The following is a 13,119-nucleotide window of genomic DNA, read 5'->3' as shown; positions in this document are numbered from 1 at the left end:
ACCGGAGGCCGGTGCACCACCAGGTCACAGGGGGAGCGGTCGACGGCGCTGGATCAGTACCCGGTCGATGTAGTCCACCGAACTTCCTCCCACGTCCCTGCACACCCTCGCGGAGACGCTACCCGATCCCGAAACAGCCCCCCGGACCGAACAGCATTCGGCCCCTCCCCGGCCTCCCCGAACGCCCGGCCGGGCTAGCGGGCGACGAACTGCGTCAGGATCGCCTGGACCTCATAGATGTCGACGCCCTTGGTGAAGGTCTTCGCTATCGGCGCCGAGCTCCCGGAGAGCCATATCTTCAGCTCCGCGTCCAGGTCGAAGTGGCCGGCGGTCTCCACGGAGAAGTGCGTGATGCTCCGGTACGGGATCGAGTGGTACTCCACCTTCTTGCCCGTGAGCCCCTGCTTGTCGATGAGCACGAGCCGCCGGTCGGTGAACAGGATCGTGTCGCGGATCAGCAGGTACGCGGCGTGCACCTGCTCCCCCTGCCCCAGCAGCCGCGCGTACTCGCGGTGCGCCGACGCCGGATCCACGGCGTGCGCGTTCCCGAACAGTCCCATGTGAGCTCCCCCTGCTTTCCCGGTGAACCGATCTCCGGTGAGTCGATCTCCAAGAAACCGTAGCCGCGCCGTCCCTCACCCCGCGTCCCCCGGCAGAGCCATCTCGCCCCCTGACCCCCCGGAGCCAGTCCTCATCACTGAGGAGGAGGACGAGAAGAAGAAGAGGAAGAAGAAGGGCAACGCAAGAGGCCCCCCGGTGAACCGGGGGGCCTCTTGGGCTGTGCACTCGGCAGGATTCGAACCTGCAACCTTCTGATCCGTAGCTCTAGCCAGATCGGTCAGTGGCGGTCATTCCGGCTGCTTCACGGCCTCGCCGGGGTGATGGCGACCGGGGGCGGTTGCGGTGGTTGCGGTACGCCACTGCTGTACCGCTAGCCATGGTGTCCCCACTCCCGCCGGGGCACCATGCCACCCAACCCGCGACCTAGAGTCGATTGCGATCATGTGCGACCTCGGCCTCAAGCCCTACAACGACGGGGGTGTACTTGAAGCTGACGGGATCCGCCACATCCCACCCCACCAACACCATCGGACACAGGTTCTATTTTTGAGGGTCCGAGTCTGTCAGTTTGCACCACTTTGACCATTGACCCATCTCCCAGTTGCGCTACGGTAGGAGAGCACGGACGGTCGTCTGCTGTTCGGAAACGTCAGCACCCGCCCAGGGCGGCTCAAGCCGGCCGACGTGCTTCACAGGGCCGCTACCCACGGGTAAGCGGCCTTCGTGTTTCCATTCCACGGGTGCATCTTCATGCCGTAGGACGTGAGCGAGGTCGGCCCAGCACCTCGCCTGTACAGGCGGCCGGCGAACTCCTGAAGGTAGCGGGGCTCGGTGTTGTTGAATCGATCCGCATTGAATGCCGCGAATGTCGCAGAAGCGGCCAGATCGGCGCATTGCAGCATCTCGATGCGGTTGGGCTGATCAATCTTGCCCCCCTTCGGGTCGAGGGCATTCCAGGCAATTTGAGTGGGCTGCCCTTGGAGTGCCGCCTCGTACTGACGGAGATGAGCAACCTGCATCCGGACGATGTGCGCAAGCGTGTAGGTGAGGACCGCTGAGGAGTCTCGGGCGAGCCAAGAAAGCCGCTCCAGGAGAAACCGCAGCGTGTACAGGTAAGCCTGCGTCTCGTCCAGCCCTGACACAAGATGCCTCTTACACACGATCACGTTCGAGATCGTGGCCCATCCCTGACCCCCGAGGCGCTTCGCCGCATGAACCCGCTCCTCGTGCTTCTTGAGGTTGACCCAGTGGAGGGTATGGCCGGGCAGTCGACCAAGCTCACCGCGCAGCTCGGCAACGAACTGTGAGGCAGGGATGAGGTCTTCGTCAGCGACTACAACAGCAGTCATGACGAAGTGATCGCTAGACGCCCTGGAGTGCGACCGCACCCCAGCCTCGTCTATGAAGGCGTGCAGCCTGCGTACTGTAGGCGCCTGACCTGCTGCTATACCCATGGTGGCCACTCTCAAGTACCTCCGTCCCAATGCATCGCACCAACAGCTCTGCACTTCAGCCGTCGCACGTGGAACGGCAACTTGTGCACATCGCGTGACGATCGTGGCACGTGATTGCCCATCAACCAATATGCTTATCCACAGGCCTTGTGGATGAGTAGCGCTACAGCTGTTGATAACAACGGGATTTCTGTTGATAACCCTGTGCAGGCTCTTGTGCAAGACGTCATAGGTGAGCTATTCACAGGGCCTCTGACCTGCTGTCCTTACACCCACAGTCACGTCGAAGAAAACTTCTTTGCCGTAACTGCTGGATGCGCCACCAGACACTCGGTGGGGAAGCCGGCCTTTAAGCTGCATCACCTCGCACGCACACCACTTCCCCCAACTCGCATCCCGTCTGCCGTCGGCCCATGACACGTTGAGCGGGCGCGGTGCCGGGCGTCCAGGTGGAGCGCCCAACTGGACGAACGACCTGGACGCCCGGTGCCGTGTCTGCTCGGCTTGTCCTGGGTCGATGGCAGACGGGGTGGGAGTTCCCCACCTCAACCCTCCACGGGCCGGCACCCGCCAGCGGTGCCCCCGCCATCCCGGAGCCGGAGGCCCCCGCCGGAGGCATGTCGGTGAGTGATGGCACCGCGGGCCCGTAGGGGACTGCCTCATGCCTTTGGGCCTATCCCGCCTTGCAGGGGCGGGCGTCGGCGCAGCGGGGGCGGAGCGGGCCGCAGGCAGGAGCGTCGCCCCGAGCGGAGCCGGGAAGCCCGCCCGGCGGAGCGGAGCGCAGCCGGGTGCTTGATGAGGTAGAGAAACCTGTAACAGGTCCCCCGCTGCTCCCTCGGCTACGCCGTGGTGAGTGCGCCGGCGATGGCCTGCATGTCGTCTGTGACGGCATCGGCTTGTGCCTTGGCGAATAGGTCGGCCTTGTGGGGCTTGTTGGCGTAGCCGATCACCGTTGTCCCTGCGGCATGAGCGGCCTGGATGTCCGTGAGCGAGTCACCGATCAGGGTGCAGTGCGTGACATCCATGTGCATCTGCTCCGCCGCCCCGATCAAGGGGAACGGGTTGGGCTTCATGAGGTGCGGCTGCCCGGACGGCCGGCCGATGACCCTCTCGACGTACCCCTCCAACTCGTGCTCTTCCAGGAATCGCCGAACGCACTCCGCGGAGTTGTTGCTCACCACCGCCACGGCCCGACCCGACGCACGAGCGGCCTGAAGAGCCTCTACCGCCCCCGGGGTCGGCGGGCCGGCCACCACCACGGCTTCGACTTCAGCCGCAGTCAGCGCGTCCTCCACCTTCCGGCCGATCTCGTCACCGGCTGCATGGGCGATGCGCATGACCTCGATCGGATCGTCGGTCTCGGCGGCCTTCGCGCCGGCGCCCTCGTCCTGGGCTGCGAGGAGCGCGGTGAGCTGTTCCGCGACCTTGGGGGCGGGCAACCCGGCGAACACGTCGCACACGGGTCCGTCGAAGTCGAAGAAGATGACGCGCGCCTTCTCCAGGACCTCCGCGAGCCGGTCATCGTGCGTCAAGGTCGAAGTCCCTTCCGATGGTCTCCCACACGCTGTCGAACCACATGCGGGCTTGCTGGACCTGCTGCGCTCCGCTGGAGGACTCGCCGTCGTTGACCGAGTGGTGGAAGAGCGTCGTGTCCTTGCCCACCAGGTCGTAGATCTCGATCGTTTCGCCCTTGGCGACAACCTTGTTCGGGCGGATCGGGTAGTACCCGAAGAACGCGTCCTCGTTGTTGACCACGTAGAGCTTGAAGAACTGCGTGCCGCTGTGGACGCGTACGTCGATCCGCGTCTCGGGAACGAGCCCGAGATGGCCCAACTCCGCGATGGCGTCCCGGATGCTGCGCGTGTAGTTGACCATGATGTCGTGCATGCGGTCGCGGAGCCGCTCGTCATCCGCGCCGTCCGCCATGCGTACCGGAGCGGCCTGCGGAACGGACATGTCAGGGACGAGTATCCGCATGGTGATGCTCGACGGGGTGAGTCGACCGACCCTGATCTTGTCCATCGGTTCCTGAAGCGCACCATGCAGCGTCTCGCTGGAGAAGCCCGCGAAGTCGATGGTCACGTGTTCCTTCGCGAAGGCCTGCTCCACGTAAGGACGCAGGCCCGCCGGCCGCTCCGTCCGGTTGCGGACGTAGACACCGCTGCCCTTGCGGGAGACCACGAGCCCTTCGTCCTCCAGGTCGCGTAGCGCCCGCTGGATCGTCGCCCGCGCGAACCCGTACAGCTCCGTCAGCTTGGCGTGGGACGGCAGCTTCTCTCCGGGCCCCAACCTCCTGGTGCGGATGGCCGCGCTGAGGCTGCTGGCCACCTGCTCGTACGGGGCTCGGTCGTCGTCTGGGTCTAGGGGCTCGGGGACGAAGGTCATGTGTCGATCGTAGGGGACCGCCGAGAGGCAGGACAGTCACGACAGTCAAGTTGTTGACATGGCTAGCCAAGTCCCCTAACTTCGAGATGTGAGCAACCTGGCTAGCCCAGTTGGTCACCTAGCTTCCTGCTGGCATCTCTGAAGGAGACTTCCATGCCGTCGTTCAAGGTGGACACGTCGACCGCCGTGGTGTTCGTGGCCACGGCTCCGACCCCGAAGCTCGTGAGCAAGCAGACCGGTGAGCGGGCGATGGACCGGGAGACCGGCGCCGGCCTCTCCACGGTGGGCCTGCTGATCTCGGACGAGGGGGAGGGCAACCTCTACCAGGTGACCGTCCCGGAGACCGGCCTCCCCGAGGGTCTGATGCCGGGCATGCCCGTGTCGGTGATCGGCCTCAAGGCCCGCGACTGGGAGAACACGTTCAACGGCCAGACCCGCCACGGCATCTCGTTCCGCGCCGTCGCCCTCACGGCCGGGATCTGACCATGACCGACCTGACGCCCTTATGGGAGGTCGGCCTCCCCCTGGCCGGTGCAGGTGGTGGTCTCGGATACGCGAAGGTCCGCGCCCCACGCGTGTTCTGGACCGTGGCCGGTCTGCCCGTGGCGCGTGTGCGGTTCGCGGTGACGTACCGGGCCACGATGGACGTGTGCGGATTGACGGTGCAGCCGTCCCGCCTGCGGGCCTTCCTGGTCCGCAACGTCGCCCGCCGAAGCGACGTACAGCCCGTTCCGCCCAAGGTCCGCCGGGTACGGGGTTCCTCGACCGGCATGCGGGTCACCCTGCGCCTGCCGGCCGGGCTGGAGCCCTCCGACGTGATCGCGGCCTCCGAGCGACTGCGCCACGCCTGGGGCGTCCACTCCGTCAACGTGGTGGAGACGAAGCCCGGGTTCGTCGAGCTGCGGATGACCGGCTATGACGTACTGCGCCGGGTAAAGATGCCGCGCCGGCGCCCGTCCGGTCAGATGGTGGTCCCGGTCGCGCTCCGGGAGGACGGCACCGCGTTCGTACGGGACTACCTCAAGGTCCCGCACGCGCTGACGCTCGGAGCCAACCAGTCGGGCAAGTCGATGTATCAGCGCAACCTGATTGCCGGGCTGGCTCGCTTGCGGGTCGCCCTGGTCGGGATCGACTGCAAGCGCGGGGTCGAGCAGCGTCAGTACGGGCCGCGTCTGTCGGCGCTCGCCGTCACGCCGGAGGAGGCATCCGGTGTTCTGGACGCGCTCGTAAACGAGATGGAAGACCGCTTCGACTTGCTCAGCAACTACGGGGTCGCCGACCTCTGGGCGCTGCCCGACGAAGTGCGGCCGGTGCCGATCGTGCTGCTCGTGGATGAGGTCGCAGAACTGTTCCTCGTGGCAGGCAAGAAGGACGAGGAACGCCGGGACCGGATGGTCACGCAGTTGATCCGCCTCGGGCAGATGGCTCGCGCCGCCGGCATCTACCTGGAGATCTGCGGCCAGCGCTTCGGCTCCGAACTCGGCAAGGGCGCCACAACGCTCCGCGCACAGCTCACCGGTCGCGTGGTCCACCGCGTCAACGACAAGCAGACCGCTGACATGGGCTTGGGGGACATCGCCCCGGATGCGGTCGTGGCCGTGACGGCGATCCCGCCCGACCGACCCGGTGTCGCGGTGGCTGGCGACTCCTCCGGCGGCTGGTCCCGGATCCGCACTCCCGAGTTGAGCGCTGAGGAGGCGGCCGAGATCTGCGCGCAGTTCGCGCACCTGACCCCGGCTCTTCCCGCTCTGGCTCCGTACCGGCCGGTGATCCGCACTGTGGTCCCGGCTGCCGGATCCGCTCCGCTCTTGAAGCCGATCCCGGCCACGGACTAGTACCTCGCTCCCCTCGGTCTGCGCGACCGCTTCGCGCCAGGTCCCTACCCGACCCATGCCCGAAGCCGAAGGGAACCGCCATGACCCCCGAGCAGAAGACCCCGTCCCGACGGGGCCGCTCGCCCAAGCCCGCCCCGGCCGTCGAGAAGTGCGAGACCTGCGCCGGATCGGGCGAGACCACCACGACCATCCGGGTCGGCCGCAAGCGCCGCGAGATCGACGCCACGCAGACCGGGCTGTGCCCCACCTGCTTCGGCACCGGCACCGCGTAACCCGTTCCCGAACCCGTCGGTGCCGGAGAACAGCAGCCGGCACCGGCCTCCCCCGAAAGGAGGTGACCCGTGTCCCGCACCCTCCGCCTCGACGCCGTGCTCGTCCAAGCAGTCATCGCCGGCGCTCTGTCGTTCGCCCACCTGCACGACCTGGCAGCGGCGGCAGGACAGGACGGCTGGAAGGCGTGGGCCTACCCGGTCAGCGTCGACCTGCTCTTGGTCGCCGCATGGCGCCGGATGCGCACCGACGCTGAGAACCGTGACGCATGGCTCTGGTTCGCCATCGCCCTCGTCGCGTCGCTCGGCGCCAACGTCGCCACCGCCGGACTGCTCGACCTGACCAACGTCCCGCCCTGGCTCCGCATCCTTGTCGCCGGTTGGCCCGCGCTCGCCTTCCTCGGCGGCACGCTACTGGCCCACGCCCCCGCCCCGGTCCGGGAGCCGGAGCCCACGGACCAACCCCACGTCGAGCTCGCGCCGGACGTGACCGTCGAGCGTGCACCGGAACCGGCTCCCGAGCTACCGCCGGCCGACCCCGCTCCGCAGCCCCTGCCCCCGGAGCCCACTCCGATCACGCCTGCCGTACCGGTCCCACCCGCGCTGCTCGACCACGCCCAGAAGATCGCGGACGCCCACCAGGCACAGACCGGGGCCCCGATCGACACAGCGACTCTGCGGAGCCGCCTCGGTATCCCGCCCGCGCTGGCGGACGCCATCGCCATCCAACTCACCTGACAGGAAGAGAGACAGAACCGTGCGCCCGAACCGCTTCTACCAGGTCATACGCATCGGCCCCGTGAGGGTCGGCAGCCACAGCGATGGCCGTGGCCGCACCCTGCACACCGCCGTTTGTACCGCGCCCGGCTGCGACTTCTCGGCCGACTACACCAGCCGCGCCGGCGCCGAACTCGCCGCCCGTACCCACCGCTGCAACCCGCGCTGATCGCAAGGAGACCCGCGTCATGGACGTACCGCTCTGGCTCGCCCTGATCGTCGTCGGCGTCCTCGGCTACAAGCTCATCCGCCCGCCGCTGTGGCTCGTCGCAGTGATCCTCCTCGGCGGATACCTGCTCGCGCACAGCTTCATGGCCCCGCTCATCGACCCGCTCGCCAAGTAGGAAGGCTCCGCCATGCTCCGCCCCCGCGTCCCGGTCAACCCTGCCCCTACCGGCCTTGTCGCCCCGCTCGTCCACCCGACCACGGGGGACGTCACCTACGGCGCCACCGCTCTCCCGGAGTGCGCCTGCAACCACGCCCCGGCGGCCACGACCGACCAGCCCCGCGTCCAGCTCCCCGCGGTCCGCCTCACCCCGGCCGGCCTCGTCGCCGTCGTCGCCGGTGGCGCCGGACTCGTCCTCGTCGTCGGCGCGGTCCTGGTCTCCATGCTGCTCGCCGTCGCCATCACGGGCGCCTCGGTCGCCGTCTGCGCCGTCGTCCTGCGCTCGCTCCTCAACGGCCAGAACCACCGTTGACCGGCCCCGGGACGGCCTAAACCGCCAAGTCTCCGCCGTCCCGACGCCGCGCTCCTGCCCGAACCAAACAATCCGGAAGGAAGCACCATCATGACCCAGCACACCCCTGCCCTGCGCCCGGTCTGCCCGCATTGCGACGGCCACCCCTCCGTCGCCGTCACGCTCGGCGGCCGCGACCAGGCCGGCAACCTCCGCACCATCACCGCCTACTGCCCGGCCTGCCACGGCACCGGGACGCTCATCCGGCGCACCGCGACCATCACCGCCGGACGGTGAACAGCATGACCAGCCTCGCTCCCTCATCTGACCGCCCCGGTCTGCACATCAGCAAGCCGTCTCCGGACGCACCCGCCCGAGGCTCCGCCGTCTGCCACTGCGGCGCCACCGCCACGGCCACCGGTGACGCCCAGGTAGGCGTGCTGGTCGCCGGCTGGAACGCGAACCACGGCTCCGCTCACAACGCGGGAGGCACGGCATGACCCGCGGGCCCCGTGTCCTGGACCTCTTCTCGTGCGCGGGCGGGGCCGCCGTCGGCTATCACCGGGCCGGCTTCGCGGTCGACGGCTGCGACATCGCCGAACGCCCTCGCTACCCCTTCGCCTACCACCGGGGCGACGCCCTCGAATACCTCGCCCGCCTGACCTCCACGGGCGCGATCGAGGAGTACGCCCTCGTGCACGCCTCCCCTCCCTGCCAGGCCGGCTGCGGTCTCACCGTCGGCACCAACCAGTCCCAAGGCTGGGGCCGCACGCACACCGACCTCGTCGCCCCGACTCGGGAACTCCTTGACGCCTCCGGCCTGCCGTACGTGATCGAGCAGCCCAACGGGCGGGCCGCCATCCGCAAGGACCTCACGCTGTGCGGCGAGATGTTCGGCCTCGGCGTCCTGCGGCATCGCAACTTCGAACTCGGCGGTTGGGCCACCGCCAAGCCGACTCACCCCCGCCACCGTGGCTACGTCCGAGGCCACCGCCACGGCGTCCGCCGCGAAGGCCCCTACGTGGCCGCGTACGGCAAGGGTGGCGGCAAGGCCTCCGTCCCGGAGATGCAGCACGCGATGGGCATCACCTGGACCGACGTCCACACCGAACTGACCGAAGCCATCCCGCCCGCCTACACCCAGTGGATCGGCACCGCCTTCCTGACCGCGCGGCAGGAGGTACTCGCGTGATCGACACCGCCACTGCGGCGGGCCTGGACCCGGCCACCCTGAGCGACCTGCTCCGGGTGGCCGGGGCCCCCGGCTTCGACCGCCTCCACGAACAGATCCGCCGCACCGGAGGATGCACCGCCCCGATCCGCCTCGCTGGCGGGACCAAGCTCCTCGACCCGGCTACTCGAACCGTGATCCACGCCTACAACACCGACGCCGAACCCGGCGGAGTCCTCCGCGTCGCCTGCGGGAACCGCCGGGCCTCCCGGTGCCCCGCCTGCGCCTGGACCTACGCCGGCGACACCTACCACCTGATCCGCGCCGGTCTCGTCGGCGACCCCGCCAAGGGCACCCCCGAGACGATCCGCGATCACCCTCGCGTCTTCGCCACCCTGACGGCTCCGTCATTCGGGCCCGTCCACAACCGCCCCGGTACCCGGTCCTGCCGGTGCGGCGTCCGGCACCCCGAGGACGCCGAGGAACTGGGCACGCCACTCGACCCGTTCACGTACGACTACGCGGGCGCCGTGTTGTGGAACAACCACGCCTCCGAGCTGTGGCGCTACTTCACGATCTACCTCCGCCGGGAGGTCGCCGCCCGCGCCGGTCTCACTCAGAAAGCCGCCCGCGAACAGTCCCGCGTCTCCTTCGGCAAGGTCGCCGAGTACCAGAAGCGCGGGGCCGTGCACTTCCACGCTGTAGTCCGCTTCGACGGACCGGACGGGCCCGACAGCCCGCCTCCCGCGTGGGCCACCCTCGACCTGCTCACCGACGCCATCCGGGCAGCCGCCGCCCGCGTCCGCGTCGTCGTACCCGCCGCCCTGGAGCACGGGTACGAGAACGACTGGGTGCTCCAGTGGGGCGAGCAGATCGACGTCCAGCCCATCGGCGCCTTCGGCAACGGTGAGGACCTGACGGAACAGGCGGTCGCCTCCTACGTCGCCAAGTACGCCACCAAGGCCGCCGAGACCACCGGGACCGTGGACCACCCCGTGGGCAACAAGGAGGCCCTGCTCCTCCTCGGCGTGCCCGATCACCCCCGGCGGCTCATGGAAGCGTGCATGGATCTCGATCGGGCTTATCCGGACCGGCGGCTTCGGGCCTGGGCACACATGCTCGGCTTCCGCGGCCACTTCTCCACCAAGTCCCGCAGCTACTCGACCACCCTCGGTGCCTTACGCCAGGTCCGCGCCGACTATCGCGCAGCCCAGCAACGCGCCTCGCTCGGTCTCCCCGACCCCGACGACAACCCGGAGGCCACCCTCCTCGTCGTCGCGCACTGGGCCTACGCCGGCAACGGCTCGACCCCCGGTGAGTCCTGGCTCGCTGCCAACGTCCGCCGGGAACTCCAGCACAACCGCGAACACGCCCACGAGATGCGGGCCGAACTGTCCGAACTGGAAGGAGAGACCGCGTGGCTGCCGTAGTCATCCAGCGGAAGTGGCACACCACCGCCGAGGTCGCCGACATGCTCGGCTTCGGCCTGTCCAAGACCAAGATGCTCGTGCTGACCGGGGAGATCCGTTCGGTGAAGGTGGGCCGCAACCGCCGCATCCTCCCGGCCTGGGTCGACGAGTACGTCGAGCGCATCACCACCGGCGCGGAGGGGTGGGCGGCATGAGCGGCAAGCGCGGCAACGGTGAGGGCTCGATCTACCCGTACAAGAACGGCTACGCCGCCTACGTCTGGGTGACGAAACCGGACGGCAAGCGCGCCCGGAAGTACGCCTACGGCAAGACCCGCGAGGAGGTCCACGAGAAGTGGCTCAACCTGCACGCGGAAGCGAAGAAGGGGCCCGTTGCCACCCGGCACCGTACGCTCTCCGCCTTCCTCTCGTACTGGCTGGACTCGATCGTGAAGCCCAACCTGGCCCCGCTCTCCTACGTCTCGTACGAGGGGTACGTGCGGCTCTACATCGCCCCGCACCTCGGCACGAAGCGGCTGGACAAGCTGACCGTCCGGGACGTCCGTGAGTGGCTGACCAAGCTGTCGGCCATCTGCCAGTGCTGTGCCCAGGGCAAGGACGCGAAGCGCGCCACCGCAAGCCGGCGGTGCTGTGCCATCGGGGAGTGCTGCGAGTCGTACCCGTCCCGGCGCGTGATCCAGGGCTCGCGTGACGCCCTGCGGGCCGCTCTGACGCATGCCGTCGCCGAGGAGGAGATCGGCAAGAACGTCGCCTCGCTGGTGAAGGTGCCCAAGCCCCGCCGGAAGCGGATCAAGCCGTGGTCCGTGGCAGAGGCCGGCCAGTTCCTCGCCGATGCGGCGGACCGGGACGACCACCTGTTCGCCGCCTGGGTGCTCGTGCTCTGCCTCGGCCTGCGACGTGGGGAGGTGCTGGGCCTGACGTGGAAGTCCGTCGATCTCGAAGCCGGGGAGCTGTACGTCGACCACCAGATCCAGCGGGCCGGGCGGCAGATCCTGCACCGGGAGACCAAGACGGAGGAGTCGGACGACTTCCTCCCGCTGCCGGCGCTCTGCCTGAAGGCGCTCCGGATGCGGCGGGCTCAGCAACTCGGTGACCGCAAGGCGGCCGGGGAGCTGTGGCAGGACAGCCACGGGCTGATCTTCACGACGAAGCACGGGACCCCGATCGAGCCGGGGAACCTGACCCGGATGTTCGGCCTGCGGGCACGTCGCGCCGGTCTTCGCGTGATCCCGCTGCGGAACACCCGGCACACGTGCGCGGCGCTCCTGGTCGTGCTCAAGGTCCACCCGAAGGTGGCTCAGCGGATTCTGCGGCACTCGCAGATCACCATGACGATGGAGGTCTACGCGGCGGCCGGCGACGAGGACGTGCGGGACGCCTTGGACCGGCTGTCCTCCGCGATGGGTGGCAGCGGCTGAGGCGGTTGCTGTACTTCGCTGCTGTACGGCGGAAACGCCAGAGGGCCCGGACTTTCGTCCGGGCCCTCTGAGCTGCTGTGCACTCGGCAGGATTCGAACCTGCAACCTTCTGATCCGTAGTCAGATGCTCTATCCGTTAAGCTACGAGTGCTTGGCTGGCCGGGGTTTTGCGCCCCGTTGGCCTTGCGAGAACAACAATACATGGACCTCGCCGGGACGCGAAATCCATTAGCCCCACCCGCTTTGACCTGCGGAAATGGCCTGGAAGAAGATCATCCGGTTGGGCGCCTGGGCGTCCTTGCCGGGTGTCCGCGCGGGCAGATCCCGCCAGCTCCCCACCCCGAACGCGGACCCCGAACGCACCGAAGCCCCGGTCCGCAAGGACCGGGGCTTCGTGAAGTGCGGAGGCGGAGGGATTTGAACCCTCGATGGGGGGTAAGCCCCAAACCGCATTAGCAGTGCGGCGCCATAGACCGGACTAGGCGACGCCTCCAGCACACCCCCGCGTACGAAGGTGCGTGCAGATGATGACACAGGCCAGGGGCCCGTCACCAATCCGCTCCCACGGTACAAGGAGGGCGGCCCGCAGAGCAAAGCCTTAAGCACCCCCGTGTGCAGAACGTCGGCGCCGCCCCGTCGTTGGTCTGTCGTACGACGTACGGACGACCTGGAGTTCCCCATGCTGCGTCTCGCCGCTTTCGCCGTCACCTCCGCTCTGGCCGCAGGAGCGGCGGGCCCGGCGGGCCCCCTGCCCCCGCTGCCACCCCTGAGCCGGCTCCTGGCTGCCCCCGCCCCCGACCGGCTCACCATCGTCGTGGCCGACACGGGCAACCCGCGGGCGGACGGCGAGTACCGGCTGGAGTGCGCCCCGCCCGGCGGGAACCACCCGCAGGCCGAGGACGCCTGCGCCCGCCTCGAAGCCCTCGCGCGCGAGGGGAAGGACCCCTTCGCTCCCGAGCCCAAGAATCAGCTGTGCACCCTGCAGGACGGCGGCCGCGCCACCGCCCGGATCACCGGAACGTGGCACGGCCAGAGGGTGGAGTCGCGGTTCCGCCGGACGAACGGATGCGAGATCCGCCGGTGGAACGACTTGGAACCTGTGCTTCCACGTGGGCGTTCCTGACCTGGGAGGATGCGCCGGTC

Annotated in this window: 18 protein-coding genes and 2 tRNA genes; 14 read left to right on the top strand and 6 right to left on the bottom strand. The window is 68.6% G+C overall.

Annotation, left to right across the window (positions count from 1 at the left end):
* Window positions 1-194: 194 nt before the first annotated feature.
* From AC3IX6_RS19100 to AC3IX6_RS19085, 4 genes are all read right to left on the bottom strand, one after another.
* Window positions 195-560, bottom strand: coding sequence for a PH domain-containing protein (locus tag AC3IX6_RS19100; RefSeq protein ID WP_254381969.1), 366 nt, complete (start codon window positions 558-560; stop codon window positions 195-197).
* A gap of 690 nt (window positions 561-1,250) precedes the next feature.
* Window positions 1,251-2,015 (bottom strand): DUF3800 domain-containing protein, encoded by a 765-nt coding sequence (locus AC3IX6_RS19095; RefSeq protein WP_489371299.1) that lies wholly within the window; start codon window positions 2,013-2,015, stop codon window positions 1,251-1,253.
* Window positions 2,016-2,854: 839 nt separating this feature from the next.
* Window positions 2,855-3,547, bottom strand: a complete 693-nt coding sequence (locus AC3IX6_RS19090) for an HAD family hydrolase (RefSeq protein ID WP_489371298.1) — start codon at window positions 3,545-3,547, stop codon at window positions 2,855-2,857.
* Window positions 3,534-4,400 carry a GntR family transcriptional regulator gene (locus AC3IX6_RS19085; RefSeq protein WP_489371297.1) on the bottom strand — a complete coding sequence of 289 codons (867 nt, stop codon included), beginning with the start codon at window positions 4,398-4,400 and terminating at the stop codon, window positions 3,534-3,536. The genes AC3IX6_RS19090 and AC3IX6_RS19085 overlap by 14 nt, the downstream gene beginning before the upstream one ends.
* Window positions 4,401-4,553: 153 nt before the next feature.
* Between AC3IX6_RS19085 and AC3IX6_RS19080 the strand changes: the two genes are divergently transcribed.
* The 13 genes from AC3IX6_RS19080 to AC3IX6_RS19020 all read left to right on the top strand — a co-directional run bounded on the left by AC3IX6_RS19080 (window position 4,554) and on the right by AC3IX6_RS19020 (window position 11,976).
* A complete protein-coding gene (locus tag AC3IX6_RS19080) occupies window positions 4,554-4,883 on the top strand; it encodes an SCO3933 family regulatory protein (RefSeq protein WP_382970577.1) in 330 nt (109 codons plus the stop codon).
* A gap of 2 nt (window positions 4,884-4,885) precedes the next feature.
* On the top strand, window positions 4,886-6,235 hold the full coding sequence (locus AC3IX6_RS19075) for an FtsK/SpoIIIE domain-containing protein (protein WP_489371296.1): 1,350 nt from the start codon (window positions 4,886-4,888) through the stop codon (window positions 6,233-6,235).
* 80 nt (window positions 6,236-6,315) lie between these two features.
* The gene (locus tag AC3IX6_RS19070; RefSeq protein ID WP_489371295.1) at window positions 6,316-6,507 is read left to right on the top strand and encodes a hypothetical protein; all 192 of its coding nucleotides are present in this window, start codon (window positions 6,316-6,318) and stop codon (window positions 6,505-6,507) included.
* Between the two features lie 69 nt (window positions 6,508-6,576).
* Window positions 6,577-7,242 (top strand): DUF2637 domain-containing protein, encoded by a 666-nt coding sequence (locus AC3IX6_RS19065; protein ID WP_489371294.1) that lies wholly within the window; start codon window positions 6,577-6,579, stop codon window positions 7,240-7,242.
* 19 nt (window positions 7,243-7,261) lie between these two features.
* Complete coding sequence (locus AC3IX6_RS19060; protein WP_388297786.1) at window positions 7,262-7,450, top strand: mobile element transfer protein; 189 nt, start codon at window positions 7,262-7,264, stop codon at window positions 7,448-7,450.
* Window positions 7,451-7,469: 19 nt separating this feature from the next.
* Complete coding sequence (locus AC3IX6_RS19055) at window positions 7,470-7,625, top strand: hypothetical protein (RefSeq protein ID WP_489371293.1); 156 nt, start codon at window positions 7,470-7,472, stop codon at window positions 7,623-7,625.
* Window positions 7,626-7,637: 12 nt separating this feature from the next.
* Window positions 7,638-7,979, top strand: coding sequence for a SpdD-like protein (locus AC3IX6_RS19050; RefSeq protein WP_489371292.1), 342 nt, complete (start codon window positions 7,638-7,640; stop codon window positions 7,977-7,979).
* 90 nt (window positions 7,980-8,069) lie between these two features.
* Complete coding sequence (locus AC3IX6_RS19045; protein WP_489371291.1) at window positions 8,070-8,255, top strand: hypothetical protein; 186 nt, start codon at window positions 8,070-8,072, stop codon at window positions 8,253-8,255.
* Between the two features lie 5 nt (window positions 8,256-8,260).
* Window positions 8,261-8,458 carry a hypothetical protein gene (locus AC3IX6_RS19040; protein ID WP_489371290.1) on the top strand — a complete coding sequence of 66 codons (198 nt, stop codon included), beginning with the start codon at window positions 8,261-8,263 and terminating at the stop codon, window positions 8,456-8,458.
* Complete coding sequence (locus AC3IX6_RS19035) at window positions 8,455-9,150, top strand: DNA methylase (RefSeq protein WP_489371289.1); 696 nt, start codon at window positions 8,455-8,457, stop codon at window positions 9,148-9,150. The genes AC3IX6_RS19040 and AC3IX6_RS19035 overlap by 4 nt, the downstream gene beginning before the upstream one ends.
* On the top strand, window positions 9,147-10,559 hold the full coding sequence (gene repSA / locus AC3IX6_RS19030) for a replication initiator protein RepSA (RefSeq protein ID WP_489371288.1): 1,413 nt from the start codon (window positions 9,147-9,149) through the stop codon (window positions 10,557-10,559). Before AC3IX6_RS19035 ends, repSA begins: the two co-directional genes overlap by 4 nt.
* Window positions 10,547-10,753, top strand: coding sequence for an excisionase family DNA-binding protein (locus AC3IX6_RS19025; protein ID WP_489371287.1), 207 nt, complete (start codon window positions 10,547-10,549; stop codon window positions 10,751-10,753). The genes repSA and AC3IX6_RS19025 overlap by 13 nt, the downstream gene beginning before the upstream one ends.
* Window positions 10,750-11,976 (top strand): site-specific integrase, encoded by a 1,227-nt coding sequence (locus tag AC3IX6_RS19020; protein WP_489371286.1) that lies wholly within the window; start codon window positions 10,750-10,752, stop codon window positions 11,974-11,976. Before AC3IX6_RS19025 ends, AC3IX6_RS19020 begins: the two co-directional genes overlap by 4 nt.
* Window positions 11,977-12,054: 78 nt before the next feature.
* Here AC3IX6_RS19020 and AC3IX6_RS19015 read toward each other — a convergent pair.
* Together AC3IX6_RS19015 and AC3IX6_RS19010 are read right to left on the bottom strand one after the other, a co-directional pair.
* Window positions 12,055-12,127: transfer RNA gene (locus tag AC3IX6_RS19015), tRNA-Arg, on the bottom strand.
* Window positions 12,128-12,378: 251 nt separating this feature from the next.
* Window positions 12,379-12,469: transfer RNA gene (locus AC3IX6_RS19010), tRNA-Ser, on the bottom strand.
* A 186-nt stretch (window positions 12,470-12,655) separates the two neighbouring features.
* On the opposite strand from AC3IX6_RS19010, the gene AC3IX6_RS19005 reads away from it, so the two are divergent.
* Window positions 12,656-13,099 (top strand): SSI family serine proteinase inhibitor, encoded by a 444-nt coding sequence (locus AC3IX6_RS19005; RefSeq protein WP_489371285.1) that lies wholly within the window; start codon window positions 12,656-12,658, stop codon window positions 13,097-13,099.
* Window positions 13,100-13,119 lie beyond the last annotated feature (20 nt).

The organism is Streptomyces sp. GL_141 (genome assembly GCF_057834385.1).
This window is presented reverse-complemented; position numbering and strand designations above follow the sequence as displayed.

Excerpts from the sequence above, each read along its gene's own strand:
- AC3IX6_RS19080 (WP_382970577.1), top strand. The coding sequence starts at position 4,554 with ATGCCGTCGTTCAAGGTGGACACGTCGACCGCCGTGGTGTTCGTGGCC.
- AC3IX6_RS19045 (WP_489371291.1), top strand. The coding sequence starts at position 8,070 with ATGACCCAGCACACCCCTGCCCTGCGCCCGGTCTGCCCGCATTGCGAC.
- AC3IX6_RS19075 (WP_489371296.1), top strand. The coding sequence starts at position 4,886 with ATGACCGACCTGACGCCCTTATGGGAGGTCGGCCTCCCCCTGGCCGGT.
- AC3IX6_RS19035 (WP_489371289.1), top strand. The coding sequence starts at position 8,455 with ATGACCCGCGGGCCCCGTGTCCTGGACCTCTTCTCGTGCGCGGGCGGG.
- AC3IX6_RS19085 (WP_489371297.1), bottom strand. The coding sequence starts at position 4,400 with ATGACCTTCGTCCCCGAGCCCCTAGACCCAGACGACGACCGAGCCCCG.
- AC3IX6_RS19070 (WP_489371295.1), top strand. The coding sequence starts at position 6,316 with ATGACCCCCGAGCAGAAGACCCCGTCCCGACGGGGCCGCTCGCCCAAG.
- AC3IX6_RS19050 (WP_489371292.1), top strand. The coding sequence starts at position 7,638 with ATGCTCCGCCCCCGCGTCCCGGTCAACCCTGCCCCTACCGGCCTTGTC.
- AC3IX6_RS19005 (WP_489371285.1), top strand. The coding sequence starts at position 12,656 with ATGCTGCGTCTCGCCGCTTTCGCCGTCACCTCCGCTCTGGCCGCAGGA.
- AC3IX6_RS19100 (WP_254381969.1), bottom strand. The coding sequence starts at position 560 with ATGGGACTGTTCGGGAACGCGCACGCCGTGGATCCGGCGTCGGCGCAC.
- AC3IX6_RS19055 (WP_489371293.1), top strand. The coding sequence starts at position 7,470 with ATGGACGTACCGCTCTGGCTCGCCCTGATCGTCGTCGGCGTCCTCGGC.
- AC3IX6_RS19095 (WP_489371299.1), bottom strand. The coding sequence starts at position 2,015 with ATGGGTATAGCAGCAGGTCAGGCGCCTACAGTACGCAGGCTGCACGCC.
- AC3IX6_RS19020 (WP_489371286.1), top strand. The coding sequence starts at position 10,750 with ATGAGCGGCAAGCGCGGCAACGGTGAGGGCTCGATCTACCCGTACAAG.
- AC3IX6_RS19040 (WP_489371290.1), top strand. The coding sequence starts at position 8,261 with ATGACCAGCCTCGCTCCCTCATCTGACCGCCCCGGTCTGCACATCAGC.